The organism is Ramlibacter tataouinensis (assembly GCF_027941915.1).
In the GTDB taxonomy this organism is placed as follows: domain Bacteria; phylum Pseudomonadota; class Gammaproteobacteria; order Burkholderiales; family Burkholderiaceae_C; genus Ramlibacter; species Ramlibacter tataouinensis_C.
In genome coordinates this window covers 1,533,282-1,552,559 of record NZ_CP116009.1, presented here as the reverse complement: position 1 = coordinate 1,552,559, position 19,278 = coordinate 1,533,282, and the positions used below count along the sequence as shown (strand labels likewise).

Genomic DNA, 19,278 nt, shown 5'->3' with positions numbered 1-19,278 from the left:
GGGAGCATGAGCGCCTACCGGTTCTGCCCCCAATGCGCCACCGCCCTGCAGCCCATCGTGCAGGACGAGGACGGCGGCCCCCGGGAGCGCTTGCGTTGCCCGGCCTGCAGCTGGACCCACTGGAACAACCCGACGCCGGTGCTGGCCGCCGTGGTGGAGTACCAGGACCGCATCCTGCTGGCGCGCAACGCCGCCTGGCCGGGCAAGATGTACGCGCTGATCACCGGCTTCATGGAAGCCGGCGAGACACCGCAGGACGGCATCCGGCGTGAGCTGAAGGAAGAGACCAACCTCGATGCCGGCGCCGTGCAGCTGATCGGCGTCTACGACTTCCAGCGCATGAACCAGGTCATCATCGCCTACCACGTGCAGGCGCAAGGCGAAGTGCGGCTGTCGCCCGAGCTGGTCGACTACCGGCTCTACGCATACGACCAGGTCAAGTGCTGGCCGGCCGGCACCGGCTACGCGCTGGCCGACTGGCTGCGCGGCAAGGGCTACGAGCCGCAGTTCGTGGAGTGGCAGCGTCGCGCCGACTAGCGCAACCGGCTCCACCGTGGCCGGCGCACGCGCCCACGGCGGGAGCCGATCACCAGGGATACAGCTGGGCTTCGCCCCAACCAGGCGCTGCCTGGTCGCGTGCCGAAAGTAGGGGTTTGCCGCCGGCCTGCGCCAGCGGCCACTCGATGCCCAGGTGCGGATCGTTCCAGGCCAGCGCCCGATCGTCCTGCGGCGCGTGGTAGTCGCTCGTCTTGTAGAGAACGTCGGCCTCCTGCGACAGCACCAGGAAGCCGTGGCCGAAACCGGGCGGGATCCAGAGCTGGCGGTGGTTGTCGGCGCTGAGCTCGACGCCGACCCACTGGCCGCAGCGCGGCGAGTGGCGTCGCAGGTCCACGGCCACGTCGAACACCCGGCCGCTGGCCACCCGCACCAGCTTGCCCTGCGGCTGCCCGAGCTGGTAATGGATGCCGCGCAGCACGCCCTGGGCCGAGCGCGAATGGTTGTCCTGCACGAAGGCCACCGGCTGGCCGACGGCCTGGTCGAACGTGCGCTGGTTCCAGCTTTCCAGGAAGAAGCCCCGGGCATCGCCGAACACGCGCGGCTCGATCAGCAGCACTTCGGGCAGCCGGGTGGGCGTGACCTGCATCGTCTTCAGTCCTTCAGCAGCGCCTGCAGGTAGGCGCCATAGCTGCTCGTGCCGAACGGCTCGGCCAGCGCCAGGAGGGCGGCATCGTCGATCCAGCCGTTGCGCCAGGCGATCTCCTCCGGGCACGCCACCTTCAGGCCCTGGCGCTGCTCCAGCGTGTGGATGAACTGGCCGGCCTCCAGCAGGCTTTCGTGGGTGCCGGTGTCGAGCCAGGCAAAGCCGCGGCCCATGGTCTGCACCCGCAGGCGGCCGCGCGCCAGGTAGTGCTGGTTGACGTCGGTGATCTCCAGCTCGCCGCGCGCCGAGGGCCGCACGCCGGCGGCGATGTCGCACACCTCGGCGTCGTAGAAGTACAGCCCGGTGACGGCGAAGTTGCTCCTGGGCTGGGCGGGCTTCTCCTCGATCGAGGTGGCATTGCCCTGCTCGTCGAACCCGACCACGCCGTAGCGCTGCGGGTCGCGCACGTGGTAGGCGAACACGGTGGCGCCCTCGGTCGTGCCGTTGGCCTGCTGCAGCAGCTTGACCAGGTCGTGGCCGTAGAAGATGTTGTCGCCCAGCACCAGGGCGCTGGGCCCGCCGGCCAGGAACCCGCGGCCGATGAGGAAAGCCTGTGCCAGCCCTTCGGGCTGCGGCTGCACGGCATGCGAGATCGCCATGCCCCAGCGGCGGCCGTCGCCCAGCAGCAGTTCGAAGTGCGGCCTGTCCTGCGGCGTGCTGATCACCAGCACCTCGCGGATGCCGGCCAGCATCAGCGTGGCCAGCGGGTAATAGACCATCGGCTTGTCGAACACCGGCAGCAGCTGCTTGGAGATGGCCAGCGTGGCCGGGTGCAGCCGGGTGCCGGCGCCGCCGGCCAGGAGGAGGCCCTTGCGGGCGGGAGGCTTCTGCATGGTTCTTCAGGCGGGGCGCTGTTGCGCGAGTTCGGCCACGACGGCACGCACGCCGTCCTGCCAGGCCGGCAGGGACAGGCCGAAGGTCTGGCGCAGGCGGGCGGTGTCGAGCCGCGAATTCTTCGGCCGCGCGGCCCGCACCGGGTAGTCCGCGGCGGGAATGGGTCGCACCCGCTCGGGCGTGGTCCGCAGCGGCAGGCCGTGGCGCCGGGCTTCCTCGATCAGCAGCAGGGCATACCCGTGCCAGTTGGTGAAGCCGGCGGCGGCCAGGTGATAGACGCCGGCCAGCGCAGCCGCATCCGCCCGTGCCGCCAGGGTGCGCAGCACATGCGCAGTGACGTCGGCGATGAGGGCGGCGCGGGTCGGCGCGCCCCACTGGTCGGCCACGATCGAGAGCTCGTCGCGGGCCGCGGCCGCCTGGAGGATGCTGCGGGCGAAGTTCTGCCCCCAGCTGTCGAACACCCAGCTGGTGCGCAGGATGAGGTGGCGTGGGTTCTCGCGCGCCAGCGCCTCGTCGCCCGCCAGCTTGCTGCGGCCGTAGGTGCCCAGCGGGCCGGTCGGATCGCCTTCGCGCCAGGGCCGGTCGCCGCTGCCGTCGTACACATAGTCGCTGGAGTAATGGACCACCCAAGCCCCGACGCGGGCCGCGGCGCGGGCCAGCGTCTCGCAAGCCTGGGCGTTGATGGCGAAGGCCCGCTCCGGCTCATCCTCGGCCCGGTCCACCGCGGTGTAGGCGGCGGCATTGACGACGACCTGGGGCGCGACCGCCTCGACCGCGGCCGCGATGCCTGCGGGGTTGCCAAGATCGCCGCACAGGGGCTGGCTGCGCCGCTCCAGCGCGACCACCTCGCCCAGCACCGCCAGGCTGCGCTGCAGTTGCCAGCCGACCTGCCCGGCCGCGCCGAACAGCAGGATCTTCATGCCGAGTGCCGCGCCGGATTCGACTGCGGCGCCCCCTGCCGGTAGGCGCCGCTGTGGATGGATGCCACCCAGTCGCTGTTCGCCAGGTACCACTGCACGGTGTCGCGGATGCCCTGCTCGAAGGCCACGGCCGGCTTCCAGCCGAGCTGGCTGGCGATCTTGCGGTCGTCGATGGCATAGCGGCGGTCGTGGCCGCAGCGGTCGTCCACGTGGCGGATCAGTTCGGCGTGGCGGCGGCCCGGCCGCGCTTCGTCGAGCACGCGGCAGATGGCATGCACCACCTCCAGGTTGGTGCGCTCGGAACGTCCGCCGATGTTGTAGGTCTCGCCGGGGCGCCCCTGGTCCAGCACCGTGCGCAGCGCCGAGCAGTGGTCGTTCACGTGCAGCCAGTCGCGCACCTGCAGCCCGTCGCCATAGACCGGCAGCGGCCGGCCCGCCAGCGCGTGGTGGATCACCAGCGGGATCAGCTTTTCCGGGAACTGGCGCGGGCCGTAGTTGTTGGAGCAGTTGGTGGTGATGACGGGCAGCCCGAAGGTGTGGCACCAGGCGCGGGCGAAGTGGTCGGCCGAGGCCTTGGAGGCCGAGTAGGGGCTGTTCGGCCGGTACGGATGCGTCTCGCTGAAGGCCGGGTCGTCGGCGCCCAGCGAGCCGAACACCTCGTCGGTGGACACGTTGAGGAAGCGGAACGCCGCTGCCTCGGCCGGCGGCAGCCGGCTCCAGTGCCCGTGCGCCGCCTGCAGCAGGCGCGTGGTGCCCACCACGTTGGTCTGGATGAAGGGGTCCGGGCCGGCGATGGAGCGGTCCACGTGGCTTTCGGCGGCCAGGTGGACGATGGCGCGCGGCCGGTGCTCGCGCAGCAGCGCCGCCAGCAGCGCCTGGTCGCCGATGTCGCCGCGCACGAAGCGGTAGCCGGAGTGCGACTGCAGGGCCTGCAGGTTGCCGGGATGGCCGGCGTAGGTGAGCAGGTCGAGGTTGAGGACCGGCTCACGATCCTGGGCCAGCCAATCGAGGATGAAGGCGGATCCGATGAATCCGCAGCCGCCGGTGACGAGGATCATGCAAGCCCTGGCTGAGAATCTGCGACGATAGCAAATGCCCTGCCCGTCGGGCCGCCGCTCGCGCCGAGCCTAGAATCGACAGCCTGCCTGCAACGAGTGGCCCGATGAACATCGACAAGGAAATCGACACGCGCGGCCTGAACTGCCCGCTGCCCATCCTGCGCGCCAAGAAGGCGCTCACGGACATGCAGTCGGGCCAGTTGCTCAAGGTGGTGGCCACCGATCCGGGGTCGCTGCGCGACTTCCAGGCGTTTGCGCGCCAGACGGGCAACGAGCTGGTCGAGCAGCAGCAGCAGGGCGAGGAATTCATCCACGTCCTCAAGCGCCGCTGAGGGACGCGAGGCCGGCGCTGCAGGTGGCAGCCGCACAGTCCACCCAGGACCGCTGCGCTGCCGTCCGGCGGGCAACCCTCAGAGAGCCAGGTTCTTGAGGTAGTCGCGGAAGCCCGGGCCCAGTTGCGGGTCCTTCAGCGCGAAATCGACCGTGGCCTGCAGGAAGCCTTCCTTGCTGCCGCAGTCGTAGCGGCGGCCTTCATACCGGTACGCATGCACGCCCTCGGCCTCGATCAGGCGGGCGATGCCGTCGGTCAGCTGGATCTCGCCGCCCGCGCCGCGCGGGTTGGTGCGGATCATCTCGAACACCGCGGGCGTCAGCACATAGCGGCCGGCCACGCCCATGCGCGAGGGTGCGGCATCGGGCTCGGGCTTTTCCACCATCCGGCTGACGCGCGTCAGGCGCTCGCCGGCCGGCTCGCCGGCGACGATGCCGTAACGGCGCACGTGCTCGCGCGGGACCTCCTGCACCGCCAGGATGCAGGTGGGCGTGCGCTCGAACTGCCGCACCATCTGGGCCAGCACGCCGGCGCCGCCCTGGGGCCCGGACATCAGGTCGTCCGGCAGCAGCACGGCGAACGGTTCCTGGCCGACGATCGGGGCGGCGCACAGCACCGCATGGCCCAGCCCCAGCGCGCGCGGCTGGCGCACGAACGAGCAGGCCATGTCCGCCGGTGCGATCGAGCGCACCAACTCCAGCAGCTCGGTCTTGCCGGCGGCTTCCAGCTCCGCCTCCAGCTCGGGCGAGGTGTCGAAGTGGTCCTCAATGGCGCGCTTGCTGCGGCCGGTGACGAAGACCATGTGGCGCAAGCCGGCCTCGTAGGCCTCCTCCACCGCGTACTGGACCAGCGGCTTGTCCACCACCGGCAGCATCTCCTTGGGCATGGCCTTGGTGGCCGGCAGGAAGCGCGTGCCCAGGCCCGCTACCGGGAAGACAGCCTTGTCGATCCTTGTGACATTTTTCATAGCCTGGAAAGGTGATCTTGGTTAAAGTCCGCGCAGTTTTTCACGCGCCGGCCGTCTCAGCCATTGCTTGCGGCTGATATCCGTGTCGGACAACGACGCAATCCCACCTTGGACATCTTACTGGTCGAACGCCTGGTTCCGGAGGCGCTGAGCTGGCTGCAGGAACGCCACGGTGTCGAGACGCGCGGCGACCTCGCCACCGACCCGAGTGCGCTGCGCAAGGCCGTGTACAAGGCGCGGGCCGTGGTGCTGCCGCGCAAGGTGGTGGTGACCCAGGAATTCCTCGACTTCGCCCCCATGCTCAAGGCGGTCGCGCGCATGCACGTGGGCACCGACAACACCGACCTGGAGGCCTGCCGCGCCCGCAAGGTCCGCGTCATCCAGGCCAGCACCGCCAACGTGCGCTCCAACGCCGAGTACCTGCTCGCCGCGCTGCTGATGCTCTACCGGCGCGGCATCGGGGCCGCCCTCAACGGCGACCGCCATGCCGAGATCCGCCTGGGCCGCGAACTCAATGGCAGCACGGTCGGCATCCTCGGGCTGGCGCCGACCGCCCACACGCTGGCGCTGATGCTGCATTCGCTGGGTGCCCGCCTGATCGGCTACGACCCGGCCATCCACCACACGGCGCCGATCTGGGGCCGGCTCAAGATCCAGCCGGTCGGCCTGCAGGATCTGGTCGCCAACGCCGATTCGATCACGGTGCAGGTGATGTACGCCTCGCGTTACCAGGGCTTCATCAACGACAAGCTGCTGGCCCACTGCAAGCCGGGCCAGATGTGGGTGGGCATCAGCCGCTCGCAGCTGTACGACGCGCAGGCGCTGGCCCGGGCGCTGAACGACGGCCGCATCGAAGCGGCGCTGCTGGACGGGGCCGAGTCGGGGTTCGCCTCGCGCGGCTCGCCGCTGCACGAGTGCAGCAACCTGTTCCTGACGCCGCGCCTGGGCTCGCACACCCGCGAAGCGCGCCAGCGCGCCAGCTGGTACGTGGCGCACCGCATCCATGAAACGCTGTCGATGCCCCGGGACGGCGTGTTCGAACCCACGCCGACCGGCATGATGGACCTGGGGGTCTGAGCCGGCGGCGGCTCAGACCGGCCGGATCAGCTCCCGGCGTCCTTGTGCTTGTCGGCCTCGGTGGTGAAGGCGTCGGCGAAGAACTCCTCCGGCGGCAGCCTGCAGTCGGCGCTGTATTCGGCGCGGGCCGAATCCACCACGATGGGCGCGCCGCAGGCGTAGACCTGGTGTCCCGACAGGTCGGGGAAGTCCTCCATCACCGCCTTGTGCACGAAGCCGGTGCGGCCGGTCCAGTTGTCCTCGGGCAGCGCGTTGGAGACCACCGGCACGTAGGCCAGGTTGGGCATTTCGGCGCAACGCGCCTTCACCCAGTCGTCCAGGTACAGGTCGTCCGGCCGGCGCCCGCCCCAGTACAGCGTGGCCGGGCGCGTGATGCCCTTGTGCTGCATGTGCTCGATCACCGCCTTGATCGGCGCGAAGCCGGTGCCCGAGGCCAGCAGGATCATGGGCTTGGCGGAGTCCTCGCGCAGGAAGAAGCTGCCGTACGGGCCTTCCACCCGCAGGATCTCCTTTTCCTTCATGGCGCCGAACACGTGGTCGGTGAACTTGCCGCCCGGCATGTGGCGGATGTGCAGTTCCACCCCCGGGCCGGTGTGCGGCGCGTTGGCCATGGAGTAGCTGCGGCGCGAGCCGTCGCGCAGGATGAATTCGACATACTGGCCGGCGTGGTAGCGCAGGGCGTCGTTGGCCGGCAACTGCAGCTTGACGACCATCACGTCGTGCGAGCGCTTTTCCAGCGAGATCACGCGCGAGGGCATCTTCCGGATCGGGAACGCGCTTTCGTCGGTGACCTGGCGCGACTCCAGCACCACGTCGGTCAGCGCGAAGGCGCTGCAGGTCAGCACGTAGCCGGCCGCCTCTTCCTCGGCGCTCAGGGCCTTGCTCTGGTGCGCGCGGTGCGTCACCTCGCCCTCCAGCTTCCTGCACTTGCACGAGCCGCAGGCGCCGTCCTTGCAGCCGTACGGCATGCCGATGCCCTGGCGGATGGCGGCGGTCAGCAGGGGCTCGCCGGCATCGGCGCTGAAAGTCCGGCCACTCGGCTGCACGGTCACCTGGAAGGGGCCTGCGGCGGCCTCGGCGCTGGTCATGTCTGGTTATCCTCGTGGCTGGTTTTCACTCGACGGAACCGGTATTTTGCCCTCGAACCAGAGCCCCCTCGGGGCGCTTCCCGCGCGCTTCCGGCGCGAGCGCATCCTCATCGTCGGCTGCGGCGACATCGGCCTGCGGCTTGCGCGGCAGTTGCAGGGGCGGGTGCGGCTGCTGGCGCTGACGTCGTCGCCGCATCGCATCGCGGCGTTGCGCGGGCAGGGCCTCACGCCGCTGGCCGGTGACCTCGATCGGCGCGGCAGCCTGGCGCGCCTGGCCGGCCTGGCCACGCGCGTGGTGCACCTGGCACCGCCGCCGTCCGGCCGCGAGCCGGCCTGGCGCGATCCGCGCACGTCCGCGCTGCTGCAGGCGCTGCGCCGGCGCACGCCGCCGGCGATGCTGGTGTACGCATCGACCACCGGGGTCTACGGCGACTGCGGCGGCGACAAGGTTGCCGAGTGGCGGCCCCTGGCGCCGGGCACGCCGCGGGCGCAGCGCCGGGCCGACGCCGAGGCCGCCGTGCGCCACTTCGGCCGCGCCACCGGCGCGCGCGCCGCCATCCTGCGCGTGCCCGGCATCTATGCGCCCGACCGCGAAGGCGGCACGCCGCGCGAGCGCCTGCTCAAGGGCACCCCGGTGCTGCGCGCCGAGGACGATGTCTTCACCAGCCACATCCACGCCGACGACCTGGCGCGCGCGCTGGCGGCGGCGCTGTGGCGCGGGCGGCCGCAGCGGGCGGTCAACGTCGCTGACGACACCGAGCTGAAGATGGGCGACTGGTTCGACCTGGCCGCAGACCGCTACGGCCTGCCGCGGCCGCCGCGCATCGCGCGCGCGCAGGCGCAGGAGCAGCTGCCGCCGGTGCTCCTGAGCTTCATGGGCGAGTCGCGCCGGCTGGACAACCAGCGCCTCAAGCGCGAGTTGCGGCTGCGCCTGCGCTACCCCTCGGTGCGCGAGGGGCTGTAGCCCGGGAGACGGCGGGGAGCCGGACCCTACAATTTCGGGCCATGAGCGACCTCTCCTCGATCACCCCCCGCGACAAGGCCGAGATCCTGGCCCAGGCGCTGCCGTACATCCGCAAGTTCCATGGCAAGACCATGGTGATCAAGTACGGCGGCAATGCGATGACCGACCCCGAGCTGCAGGCCGACTTCGCCGAGGACGTGGTGCTGCTCAAGCTGGTGGGCATGAACCCGGTGGTGGTGCACGGCGGCGGCCCGCAGATCGAGCAGGCTTTGAAGCGCCTGGGCAAGAAGGGCGAATTCATCCAGGGCATGCGCGTGACCGACGCCGAGACCATGGAGGTGGTCGAGTGGGTGCTGGCCGGCGAGGTGCAGCAGGACATCGTCGGCCTGATCCACCAGGCCGGCGGCAAGGCGGTCGGCCTGACCGGCCGCGACGGCGGCCTGATCCGCGCGCGCAAGCTCAAGATGGTCGACAACCAGGACCCGAGCAAGGAGCACGACGTCGGCCAGGTCGGCGACATCATCTCGATCGACCCCTCGGTGGTGAAGGCGCTGCAGGACGACCAGTTCATCCCGGTGATCAGCCCGATCGGCTTCGGCGAGCAGAACGAGAGCTACAACATCAACGCCGACGTGGTGGCCGGCAAGCTGGCCACGGTGCTCAAGGCCGAGAAGCTGGTGCTGCTGACCAACACCCCCGGCGTGCTGGACAAGAACGGCCAGCTGCTGACCGACCTGAGCGCGCGCGAGATCGACGGCCTGTTCGCCGACGGCACGCTGTCGGGCGGCATGCTGCCCAAGATCAGCGGCGCGCTCGAGGCCGCCCGCAACGGCGTGAATTCGGTCCACATCATCGACGGCCGGGTACCGCACTCGATGCTGCTGGAGATCCTGACCGAGCAAGCCTACGGCACGATGATCCGATCGCAATGAACGCGCGGGCGAAGGGCGGATTGCGAGTCTGACATGCGCCTGCTGCTCGTGGAAGACGACGTGATGGTCGCCAGCGGCATCAAGCTGGGACTGGCCGATGCGGGCTATGCGGTCGACTGGGTCGGCAGCGGCGAGCGCGCCGAGGAGGTGCTGCGCACCGAGGTGTTCGACGTCGCGGTGATCGACATCGGCCTGCCCCACATGGACGGGCTGGAGCTGACCCGACGCCTGCGCAAGCCCGAGATGGCCAGCCGCCAGATGCCGGTGCTGATCCTGACCGCGCGCGACGCCTTGCAGGACCGGGTGCAGGGGCTGGACCTGGGCGCCGACGACTACATGGTCAAGCCGTTCGAGCTGCCCGAGCTGCTGGCGCGCCTGCGCGCCCTGCTGCGCCGCTCGCAGGCGGCCACCAGCGCCGTCCTGAGCTTCGGCCCGGTCGAACTGGATACCGCCAACCGGCGCGCCAGCGCACTGCAGGAGGGCCGGCGCAGCACCATCGAGCTGGGCCCGCGCGAGTGGACCGTGCTGGAGTACTTGCTGATGCACGCGCCCAAGCCGGCCAGCAAGGAAAAGCTGCTGCAGGCGCTGACCGGCTGGGACAAGGAGATCACGCCCAACGCGGTGGAGGTCTACATCTCGCGCCTGCGCGGCAAGCTCGAGCCGCACGGGGTGGCGCTGCGCTCCATCCGCGGCTTCGGCTACCGGCTGGAGCTGCAGGAGCCGGCCGCGCGATGATGCAGTGGCGCGCGCCCGCTCCGGCGCCGCGCGCCACGGGCGAGCGCATGCTCTCCGGCCTGCAGCGGCGCCTGACGGTGATGCTGCTGGTGCCGCTGGCGCTGCTGGCGGTGGGCAATGCCTGGTTCGCCTGGCGCTCGGCCGACGACGTCGCGCTGCAGCAGGATCGCCGGCTGGAGGCACTGCTGCCGCTGCTGGCCAACTCCGTGATCGGGCAGGGCAGCGGCGCCGAGGAGTCGCTGGTGCTGATGATGGCGCCCGGCGTGCAGGAGTTCCTGAAGGAGCGGCCCGGCCCCGCCACCTTCGCCATCACCGATGTCGACGGCATGCTGCTGGCCGGCGACGCCTGGCTGGCGGCGCTGCCGCCGGCCGACACCCAGCTCGAGTTCCACAACGAGGCGTACGAGGGCGTCACCTGGCGCATCGTGCGCCAGCGCCAGCAGACCGTGGTGGGCGAGCTGGTGGTGGCCCTGGCCGACGGGTCCGATCCGCACCGGCAATGGGCCCGCTCCATCCTGCTGAAGGTGCTGCTGCCCAACCTGGTGCTGATCGCGGCCGCGGCCGTGGCGGTGGGACTGGCGGTGGAGCGGGCGTTGCGCCCGCTGCTGGCCCTGAGGGACGCGGTCGAGCGGCGCTCGCCGCGCGACCTGAGCGCGCTGGACGAGAGCAAGTCGCCGGAGGAGGTGCGGCCGCTGGTGCGGTCTCTGAACCGGCTGTTCGGCCTGTTCGATGCGCAGGCCGAGAGCCAGCGCCGCTTCATCGCCGATGCCGCGCACCAGTTGCGCACCCCGCTGGCGGCACTGCAGGCGCAGGTGGAGGCCTGGGCGCAGGCGGCGGCCCACGCCGGACCGGGGGGCCGGGTCGAGCTGCCGGCCGAGCAGGTGCACAAGCTGCGCGGCGCGACGCGCCGCACCTCGCAGCTGGCCAACCAGCTGCTCGCGCTGTCGCGCGCCGATGCCCGGGCGATGCACGCCCAGCCCCTGCAGCGGGTGGATCTTAAGTCGCTGTGCGAGGACATCCTGGGCGCCCACCTGGACGCCGCCAGCGCCCGCCGCATCGACCTCGGCCTGGAGGCCGCGCCGGTGCAGGTGATGGGCCACGACTGGCTGCTGCGCGAGCTGCTGTCCAACCTGGTCGACAACGCCGTCAAGTACACGCCCGAGGGCGGCACCGTCACGCTGCGCTGCGGCCGGCGCGACGGCCAGGCGTTCCTGGAAGTGGAGGACGACGGGCCGGGCGTGCCGCACGCCGAGCGCGGCCGGGTGCTGGAGCGCTTCTACCGGGTGCAGGGCACGGCGGGCGAAGGCAACGGGCTCGGGCTGGCCATCGCCCAGGAGATCGCCCGGGTGCACCACAGCCAGCTCGAGCTGGGTCCGGGGGCCGGCGGGCGCGGCCTGCGCGCCTGCCTGCTGCTCTCGTTGTAAGCGCGCACTTGGCCGCGCAGCCGCATTGCCGCACGCCGGGCGATCGGCCGCGGCGCCCCATCGGTATGCGAGAATGGCCCCAACTGATCCATTGGAACGCCATGTCCGAAGCCGAGCTCAGCCCGTCCGCCCTTCCTGCCGCCGAGGCCGCGGCGCCCGCCCGCAAGCGCCCCAAGCCGGGCGAGCGGCGGGTGCAGATCCTGCAGGCGCTGGCCATGATGCTGGAGCAGCCCGGCGCCGAGCGCGTCACCACCGCGGCGCTGGCGGCGCGGCTGGAGGTCAGCGAAGCCGCCCTGTACCGGCACTTCGCCAGCAAGGCCCAGATGTTCGAGGGCCTGATCGAGTTCATCGAGCAAAGCGTGTTCACCCTGGTCAACCAGATCCAGGAGCGCGACGCCGGCACCGAAGCCGGCAGCCGCCAGGCGGCGCGCATCGTCGCCATGCTGGTGCAGTTCGCCGAGAAGAACCCGGGCATGACGCGCGTGATGGTGGGCGATGCCCTGGTGTTCGAGAACGAGCGCCTGCAGCAGCGCATGAACCAGTTCTTCGACAAGATCGAGTCGACCCTCAAGCAGTGCCTGCGCGAGGCCGGCGCCGACGCCTCGGCCACGCCCACGGTGGACGCGCAGGTGCGCGCCTCCATGCTCACCGCCTTCGTGGTCGGCCGCCTGCAGCGCTTTGCCCGCTCGGGCTTTCGGCGCAGCCCGTCGGAGCACCTGGACGCCAGCCTGGCCCTGATGCTGGGCTGAGTTCCCGCCCTCCGCCTGCCGCCAGCCACCCGGCCGCCGCGCGCACACGCCCGGCGGCGCGACCCCTGCGCGCCGGGATGCCGAAACACTTGGCAAGACGCTTTTGCACTTGCTGCCGCCGCCAGCGCGGCAGCACGGCCCTGCCCACAATGGCCGGCGAAGGGCAGCTGCATGGACTTCAAGGACTACTACCAGGTGCTCGGCGTGGCCCCCGACGCGACCGAGGACGACATCCGCAAGGCGTACCGCCAGCTCGCCCGCAAGTACCACCCCGACGTCAGCAAGGAGCCGGGCGCCGCGGCCCGCATGGCCGAAGTGAACGAGGCCAACACCGTCCTGTCCGATCCCGAGAAGCGCGCCGCCTATGACCAGCTCGCCAGCCAGCCGCAGGCGCACGCCGGTGGCGGCTTCCAGCCGCCGCCCAACTGGGACGCCGGCTGGGAGTTCAGCGGCGAGGGTGTCTCCGAGGAGGCCTACAGCGACTTCTTCGAGCAGTTGTTCGGCCGCGCCGCGCGCCATCGTGCCGGTGGCGCCCGCGCTGCGCAGGGACGCGCCGGACCGCTGCGGGGCGAGGACCACTACGCTCGCGTCGAGCTGGACCTGCTCGACGCCTACCGCGGCGCCGAGCGCACCATCGCCCTGCAGAGCGGCCGGCTCGACGAGCAGGGCCATCTGCGGCGCGAGGAGCGGCACCTGCAGGTGCGCATCCCCAAGGGCGTGCGCGAAGGCCAGCACATCCGGCTGGCGGGGCAGGGCAACCCGGGCCTGAACGGCGGGCCGGCGGGCGACCTGCTGCTGGAGGTGGTGTTCCGGCCCGACCCGCGCTGGCGTGCCGAGGGGCGCGACGTGTACCAGCGCATGCCGCTGGCGGCCTGGGAAGCGGCCCTGGGCGGTCCGGCGGAAGTCGCCACGCCGGCCGGCACGGTGGAGGTGCAGGTGCCGGCGCGCTCGGGCGCCGGCCGCAAGCTGCGGCTCAAGGGCCGCGGCATCCCGTCCTCGCCGCCGGGCGACCTCTACCTGGAGCTGGAGGTCGTGGTGCCGCCGCCGATCACCGATGCGCAGCGTGCCGCGTACGAGGCGCTGCGCGACAGTTACCCCGGTTTCGACGTGCGCCGGGCTGGCAGCGGAGCATGACCATGCGCGAAACGATCCACGAGGGCGAAGTGCTGGGCGAGGCCGCCTTGTCCATGGAAGACGTCGCGCGCCTGTGCGGCGTGCAGGTCGCCTGGGTGCACGAGCACGTCCTGGCCGGCGTGCTGCGCACCGCCGGCCAGGGCGGCGAGTGGCGCTTCGACAGCGCGACGCTGGTGAGGGCCCGCCGGGTGGCGCGGCTGGAGTCGGACTTCGCGGCCGATCCGCAGTTGGCCGCCCTGGCCGCAGACCTCATGGAGGAGGTGGCCCGGCTGCGCCGCCGCCTGCTGATGCTCGAGGACGGCGAAGCCGGTCACTGAGCCGCTTTCTAGGTCCGCGGCCCTAGAGGTCCCGGCCGGTTTGGTGCGTCCGCCGTTTTCCTGCAAAATAGAACGACCGTTCGTTTTATTCGAATCGAATCCCCCATGCCCGTCACCGAGCTGCACCTGAAGCGCTCGCGCTTTCCGCGCGACCGTCACGCCCTGCAGAAGGGCCAGCAGACCAAGGCCGCCATCGTGGACGCGGCCCTCGGGCTGGCCACGCAGATCGGTCTGGAAGGACTGTCGATCGGCGCGCTGGCGGAAGTCACGCAGATGAGCAAGTCCGGCGTGTTCGCCCATTTCGGCTCGCGCGAGGAACTGCAGATCTCGGTGATCCGCGAGTACCACGCGCGCTTCGAGGACGAGGTGTTCTATCCGGCGATGAAGGAGCCGCGCGGCCTGCCGCGGCTGCGCGCGCTGTTCGCCAACTGGATGCAGCGCACCTCGGTGGAGCTGGATTCCGGCTGCCTCTACATCAGCGGCGCCGTCGAATTCGATGACCGGCCGGGCCCGGTGCGCGACGCCCTGGCCAGCTCGGTCATGACCTGGCACGCCGCCATGAAGCGGGCCATCGCCGGCGCCCGCGACGCAGGCCACCTGCGCGCCGACACCGACATCGAGCAGATGCTGTTCGAAACCCACGGCCTGATCCTGGCCCTGCATCACGAGGCGCGCTTCCTGAAGAGCCCCGGCTCCATCGCGCGCGCCAACGCCGGCTTCGACAACATCCTGCGCCGCTACGGCGCAGGTGACGCCGAGGGCCGCCCCGCCCGGCTGCAACGCCACCACAAGACCGAAACCAAGGAGTGACCCGATGCCCAGCTATACCCCGCCCCTGCGCGACATGCAGTTCGTCATGCACGAGGTGCTCAAGGTGGCCGACGACTACAAGGCCATGCCGACCTACGCGGAGGTCGACGCCGACACCATCAATGCCGTGCTGGAGGAGGGCGGCAAGTTCGCCAGCGAGGTGATCTTCCCGCTCAACATCAGCGGCGACGAGGAAGGCTGCCGGCTCGACCAGGACACGCACGAGGTCGCCACGCCCCAGGGCTTCAAGCAGGCCTACGCCAAGTACATCGAGGGCGGCTGGCCGGCGCTGTCGTGCGACCCCGACTTCGGCGGCCAGGGCCTGCCGGTGGTGGTGAGCCAGGCCTTCTACGAGATGCTCAATGCCGCCAACCAGGCCTGGACCATGTACCCCGGCCTGACCAGCGGCGCCTACGCCGCGCTGCGCGCGCACGGCACGCCCGAGCAGAAGAAGACCTACCTGCCCAAGCTGGTGAGCGGCGAATGGACCGGCACCATGTGCCTGACCGAGCCGCACTGCGGCACCGACCTGGGCCTGCTGCGCACCAAGGCCGAGCCGCAGGGCGACGGCACCTACCGGCTGACCGGCAACAAGATCTTCATCTCCGCCGGCGAGCACGACCTGGTGCCCAACATCGTGCACCTGGTGCTGGCCCGCCTGCCCGACGCGCCCAAGGGCAGCAAGGGCATCAGCCTGTTCATCGTGCCCAAGTACAACGTCAATCCGGACGGCTCGCTCGGCGCGCGCAACGGCATCTACTGCGGCGGCCTGGAGCACAAGATGGGCATCCACGGCAACGCCACCGCGCAGATGGTGCTGGACGGCGCTGTCGGCACCCTGGTCGGCGAGCCCAACAAGGGCCTGCAGGCCATGTTCGTGATGATGAACGCGGCGCGCGTGGGCGTGGGCATGCAGTCGCTCGGGCTGACCGAGGTCGCCTACCAGAACGCGCTGGCCTATGCCAAGGACCGCGTGCAGATGCGCTCGCTGTCCGGCCCCAAGGCCAAGGACAAGCCGGCCGATCCGATCATCGTGCACCCCGACGTGCGCAAGATGCTGCTGACGGCCAAGGCCTATGCCGAGGGCGGCCGCGCGCTGGCGCTGTGGAGCGCGCAGCTGATCGACCGCGAGCTGAACCACCCGGACGAGAAGGTGCGCAAGGACGCCGCCGAGATCGTGGCGCTGCTCACCCCGATCGTGAAGGCCTTCATCACCGACAACGGCTGGACCGCGACCTCGGCCTGCCTGCAGGTGTTCGGCGGCCATGGCTACATCAAGGAATGGGGCATGGAGCAGTTCGTGCGCGATGCCCGCATCAACATGATCTACGAGGGCACCAACACGATCCAGTCGCTCGACCTGCTGGGCCGCAAGGTGCTGGGCAACCAGGGCGCCACGCTCAAGAAGTTCGGCAAGCTGGTCGCCCAGCTGGTCGAGGAAGAGGGCGTGAACGAGAAGATGGCCGAGTTCATCAACCCGATCGCGTTGCTGGGCGAGCAGATGACCAAGTTCACCACCGAGATCGGCTTCAAGGGCTTCCAGAACCCGGACGAAGTCGGCGCCGCGGCCGTGGACTACCTGCGCGTGGCCGGCCACCTGGTGTTCGGCTACCTGTGGGCACGCATGGCCCAGGTCGCGCTGCGCGAGATCGCGGCCGGCAACACCGACCCGTTCTACAAGGCCAAGCTGCAGACGGCACGTTTCTACTTCGCCCGGCTGTTCCCGGAAACCGCGACGCTGATGCGCACTGCGCGCTCGGGCGCCAAGGTGCTGCTCGACACCGACGAGGCCCTGGCATGAGGGCGGTTGTCCTCCTCCTGGGCGGCCTGCTGGCCGCCGGCACCGCCTTGGCCCAGATGTCGCCTGTCGGCCTGTGGCGCAACATCGACGACAAGACGGGCGAGGTCAAGGCCGAGATCCGCATCGCCGAGGCCAACGGCGTGGTCAACGGCCGCATCGTGCGGCGCCTGGCCAAGAGCGCCAAGCCCGATGCGGTGTGCGACGAGTGCAGCGACGACCGCAAGGGCCAGCGGCTGGACGGGCTGGAGATCATCCGCGGCGCCCGCAAGGCCGACGGCAAGGACGTGTGGGAAGGCGGCAAGATCCTCGACCCCGAGAACGGCCGCGACTACGCGCTGCGCCTGACGCCGCAGGACGGCGGCAAGCGGCTGGACGTGCGCGGCTCGTTCGGGCCGTTCGGCCGCACGCAGACCTGGGTCAGGGTCGAGTAGGAATGTCTTTCCCCTTCCCGCACCGGGGAGGGAACCGGAGAGTGAGATGTACAAGGAACAGGACGCCGCCGCCGCGGCAGGCAGCGAAAGGGCCGCGACGATGAGCCGCTTCCAGGTGAGAAAGGTCGCCGTGCTCGGCGCCGGCGTGATGGGCGCGCAGATCGCCGCCCACCTCGTGAACGTGAAGGTGCCGGTGGTGCTGTTCGACCTGCCGGCCAAGGAGGGCCCGAAGAACGGCATCGTCACGAAAGCGGTGGAGGGCCTGAAGAAGCTCAAGCCCTCGCCGCTGGGCGTGGCCGACGACGCCGTGCTGATCCAGCAGGCCAACTACGAGGAGCACATGGCCCTGCTGGGCGAGTGCGACCTGGTGATCGAGGCCATCGCCGAGCGCATGGACTGGAAGCTCGATCTCTACAAGAAGATCGCGCCCCACGTCGCTCCGCACGCGATCGTCGCGTCCAACACCTCGGGCCTGTCGATCACCAAGCTGTCGGAAGCGCTGCCCGATGCGATCCGGCCGCGCTTTTGCGGCATCCACTTCTTCAACCCGCCGCGGTACATGTACCTGGTCGAGCTGATCGCCACGCCGACCACGCAGCCGCAGATCCTGGACGACCTGGAGACCTTCGTCACCAGCGGCCTCGGCAAGGGCGTGGTGCGGGCCAAGGACACGCCCAACTTCATCGCCAACCGGGTCGGCATCGCCGGCATGCTGGCGACCATGCGCGAGGTGGAGAAGTTCGGCCTGACCTACGACGTGGTCGACGACCTCACCGGCAAGAAGCTCGGCCGCGCTTCCAGCGGCACCTTCCGCACCGCCGACGTGGTGGGCCTGGACACCATGGCCCACGTGATCAAGACGTTGCAGGACACCCTGAGCGCCGACACCGACCCGTTCTACGACAGCTTTGGCACGCCGGAAGTGCTCAAGGCGCTGCTGGAGATGGGCCACCTGGGGCAGAAGACCAAGGCCGGCTTCTACAAGAAGGTCGGCCGCGACGTGCTGCGCTTCGAGCTGGAGTCGAGGGACTACGTGCCGGGCGGCCAGAAGGCCGACGACGTCTACGGCCGCATGCTGAAGAAGCCGGCCGCCGAACGGCTGAAGCTGCTGCGCCACAGCGAAGGCCCGCAGGGCCAGTTCCTGTGGGCCATCCTGCGCAACAGCTTCCACTACGCTGCGGTCCACCTGGCCTCGATCGCCGACACCGCGCGCGACGTGGACTTCGCCATGCGCTGGGGCTTCGGCATGAAGCAGGGCCCGTTCGAGCTGTGGCAGGAGGCCGGCTGGCTGCAGGTGGCGCAGTGGATCCAGGAAGACATCGACGCCGGCAAGGCGCTGTCCAAGGCGCCGCTGCCCGCGTGGGTGTTCCAGGGTCCGGTCGCCGACGCCGGCGGCGTGCACACGCCCGAGGGCTCGTGGAATCCGACCCGCGGCCGCTTCGAGCCGCGCCGCTTGCTGCCGGTGTACCAGCGCCAGTACTTCCCCGAGACCGTGCGGGGCGGTGGCGGCGCGAAGTTCGAGACCGCCGGTACCACGGTGCACGAGGACAAGAACATCCGCCTCTGGACGCTGGACGGCGAGGTGCTGATCGCCAGCCTCAAGACCAAGATGCACACCATCAGCCCCGAGGTGTGCGAGGGCCTGCAGCAGGCGATCGAGACCGCCGAGAAGGACTACCAGGGCCTGGTGATCTGGTCGGGCGACGAGCCGTTCAGCGCCGGCGCCGACCTGGAGTCGACGCTGCCGGCCTTCCTGGCGGTGGGCATCGGCGCGATCGAGGATGCCGAAGGCTTCATGCAGCAGACCATGCTGCGGCTGCGCTATGCCGGCGTGCCGGTGGTGTCGGCCATCCGCGGGCTGGCGCTGGGCGGCGGCTGCGAGCTGGGCCTGTACTCGGCGCGCCGGGTCGCGGCCATGGAAAGCTACATCGGCCTGGTGGAAGTGGGCGTGGGCCTGGTGCCCGGCGCCGGCGGGCTGGCCTACATCGCGCGGCGCGCGGCCGAGGCGCAGGCCCAGTCCACGCTCAAGGACCTGCTGCCGTTCCTGACCGAGGGCTTCACCGCCGCCGCGATGGCCAAGGTGGGCACCAGCGCGATCGAGTCGCGCAAGATCGGCTACCTGCTGGACAGCGACATCATCGTGCCGAACAAGGACGAGCTGCTGTACGTGGCCACCCAGGAGGCCAAGGCGATGTTCAATGCGGGCTGGCGCGCGCCGCTCAAGCGCCTGTTCCCGGTGGCCGGCCGCAGCGGCAAGGCGACCATCCAGGGGCAGCTGGTGAACATGCGCGACGGCGGCTTCATCAGCCAGCACGACTTCCACATCGCCTCGCTGATCGCCCATGTGGTCACCGGCGGCGACGTCGATGCCGGCACGCTGGTCAGCGAGGAATACCTCATGACGCTGGAGCGCCAGGCCTTCTGCGAACTGGTCCAGCACCCCAAGACCCAGGAGCGCATCCTGGGCATGCTCAACACCGGCAAGCCGGTGCGGAACTGAGGACA

General features: G+C 70.5%; 20 protein-coding genes. 14 read left to right on the top strand and 6 right to left on the bottom strand.

The features are described 5' to 3' along the window. The first annotated feature begins 6 nt into the window (after positions 1-6). Positions 7-537, top strand: coding sequence for an NUDIX hydrolase (locus tag PE066_RS07365; RefSeq protein WP_271235906.1), 531 nt, complete (start codon positions 7-9; stop codon positions 535-537). 49 nt (positions 538-586) lie between these two features. On the opposite strand, the gene rfbC is transcribed toward PE066_RS07365, so the two are convergent. From rfbC to rfbB, 4 genes are read right to left on the bottom strand one after another with little or no spacing between them, the layout of a single operon-like run. Further along, positions 587-1,144, bottom strand: coding sequence for a dTDP-4-dehydrorhamnose 3,5-epimerase (rfbC, locus tag PE066_RS07360; protein ID WP_271235905.1), 558 nt, complete (start codon positions 1,142-1,144; stop codon positions 587-589). Between the two features lie 5 nt (positions 1,145-1,149). Further along, positions 1,150-2,034 carry a glucose-1-phosphate thymidylyltransferase RfbA gene (gene rfbA, locus PE066_RS07355; protein ID WP_271235904.1) on the bottom strand — a complete coding sequence of 295 codons (885 nt, stop codon included), beginning with the start codon at positions 2,032-2,034 and terminating at the stop codon, positions 1,150-1,152. Positions 2,035-2,040: 6 nt separating this feature from the next. Beyond that, positions 2,041-2,955, bottom strand: a complete 915-nt coding sequence (rfbD, locus tag PE066_RS07350) for a dTDP-4-dehydrorhamnose reductase (protein WP_271235903.1) — start codon at positions 2,953-2,955, stop codon at positions 2,041-2,043. Next, a complete protein-coding gene (gene rfbB / locus PE066_RS07345) occupies positions 2,952-4,013 on the bottom strand; it encodes a dTDP-glucose 4,6-dehydratase (RefSeq protein ID WP_271235902.1) in 1,062 nt (353 codons plus the stop codon). The genes rfbD and rfbB overlap by 4 nt, the downstream gene beginning before the upstream one ends. A 104-nt stretch (positions 4,014-4,117) precedes the next feature. Between rfbB and PE066_RS07340 the strand changes: the two genes are divergently transcribed. Next, positions 4,118-4,345: a sulfurtransferase TusA family protein gene (locus PE066_RS07340; protein ID WP_271235901.1), complete on the top strand. Its 228-nt coding sequence runs from the start codon at positions 4,118-4,120 to the stop codon at positions 4,343-4,345. Between the two features lie 78 nt (positions 4,346-4,423). Here PE066_RS07340 and galU read toward each other — a convergent pair whose 3' ends face one another. After that, positions 4,424-5,311, bottom strand: a complete 888-nt coding sequence (galU, locus tag PE066_RS07335; RefSeq protein ID WP_271235900.1) for a UTP--glucose-1-phosphate uridylyltransferase GalU — start codon at positions 5,309-5,311, stop codon at positions 4,424-4,426. Between the two features lie 108 nt (positions 5,312-5,419). Between galU and PE066_RS07330 the strand changes: the two genes are divergently transcribed. Further along, on the top strand, positions 5,420-6,388 hold the full coding sequence (locus PE066_RS07330; protein WP_271235899.1) for an NAD(P)-dependent oxidoreductase: 969 nt from the start codon (positions 5,420-5,422) through the stop codon (positions 6,386-6,388). 26 nt (positions 6,389-6,414) lie between these two features. Here the strand turns inward: PE066_RS07330 and PE066_RS07325 are convergent, their stop codons facing one another. Continuing rightward, positions 6,415-7,476, bottom strand: coding sequence for a CDP-6-deoxy-delta-3,4-glucoseen reductase (locus PE066_RS07325; protein WP_271235898.1), 1,062 nt, complete (start codon positions 7,474-7,476; stop codon positions 6,415-6,417). Positions 7,477-7,522: 46 nt separating this feature from the next. Here PE066_RS07325 and PE066_RS07320 point away from each other — a divergent pair, with 46 nt between their 5' ends. The 11 genes from PE066_RS07320 to PE066_RS07270 all read left to right on the top strand — a co-directional run bounded on the left by PE066_RS07320 (position 7,523) and on the right by PE066_RS07270 (position 19,273). Further along, positions 7,523-8,440, top strand: a complete 918-nt coding sequence (locus PE066_RS07320; protein WP_271235897.1) for an NAD-dependent epimerase/dehydratase family protein — start codon at positions 7,523-7,525, stop codon at positions 8,438-8,440. A 41-nt stretch (positions 8,441-8,481) separates the two neighbouring features. Continuing rightward, positions 8,482-9,372 carry an acetylglutamate kinase gene (gene argB / locus PE066_RS07315; RefSeq protein WP_271235896.1) on the top strand — a complete coding sequence of 297 codons (891 nt, stop codon included), beginning with the start codon at positions 8,482-8,484 and terminating at the stop codon, positions 9,370-9,372. A gap of 33 nt (positions 9,373-9,405) precedes the next feature. After that, positions 9,406-10,107, top strand: a complete 702-nt coding sequence (locus tag PE066_RS07310) for a response regulator transcription factor (protein ID WP_271235895.1) — start codon at positions 9,406-9,408, stop codon at positions 10,105-10,107. Positions 10,108-10,154: 47 nt separating this feature from the next. Then, positions 10,155-11,531, top strand: coding sequence for a sensor histidine kinase (locus tag PE066_RS07305; protein WP_271236523.1), 1,377 nt, complete (start codon positions 10,155-10,157; stop codon positions 11,529-11,531). Positions 11,532-11,632: 101 nt separating this feature from the next. Further along, positions 11,633-12,280, top strand: a complete 648-nt coding sequence (gene slmA, locus PE066_RS07300) for a nucleoid occlusion factor SlmA (RefSeq protein WP_271235894.1) — start codon at positions 11,633-11,635, stop codon at positions 12,278-12,280. Between the two features lie 171 nt (positions 12,281-12,451). After that, positions 12,452-13,414, top strand: a complete 963-nt coding sequence (locus PE066_RS07295) for a DnaJ C-terminal domain-containing protein (protein WP_271235893.1) — start codon at positions 12,452-12,454, stop codon at positions 13,412-13,414. Further along, positions 13,411-13,731: a chaperone modulator CbpM gene (locus PE066_RS07290; RefSeq protein ID WP_271235892.1), complete on the top strand. Its 321-nt coding sequence runs from the start codon at positions 13,411-13,413 to the stop codon at positions 13,729-13,731. Before PE066_RS07295 ends, PE066_RS07290 begins: the two co-directional genes overlap by 4 nt. A gap of 105 nt (positions 13,732-13,836) precedes the next feature. Continuing rightward, a complete protein-coding gene (locus tag PE066_RS07285) occupies positions 13,837-14,541 on the top strand; it encodes a TetR/AcrR family transcriptional regulator (RefSeq protein WP_271235891.1) in 705 nt (234 codons plus the stop codon). A gap of 4 nt (positions 14,542-14,545) precedes the next feature. Then, on the top strand, positions 14,546-16,342 hold the full coding sequence (locus PE066_RS07280) for an acyl-CoA dehydrogenase C-terminal domain-containing protein (protein ID WP_271235890.1): 1,797 nt from the start codon (positions 14,546-14,548) through the stop codon (positions 16,340-16,342). Beyond that, complete coding sequence (locus tag PE066_RS07275; protein WP_271235889.1) at positions 16,339-16,773, top strand: DUF2147 domain-containing protein; 435 nt, start codon at positions 16,339-16,341, stop codon at positions 16,771-16,773. Before PE066_RS07280 ends, PE066_RS07275 begins: the two co-directional genes overlap by 4 nt. A gap of 100 nt (positions 16,774-16,873) precedes the next feature. Next, positions 16,874-19,273 carry a 3-hydroxyacyl-CoA dehydrogenase/enoyl-CoA hydratase family protein gene (locus PE066_RS07270; RefSeq protein ID WP_271236522.1) on the top strand — a complete coding sequence of 800 codons (2,400 nt, stop codon included), beginning with the start codon at positions 16,874-16,876 and terminating at the stop codon, positions 19,271-19,273. The last annotated feature ends 5 nt before the right edge of the window (positions 19,274-19,278 follow it).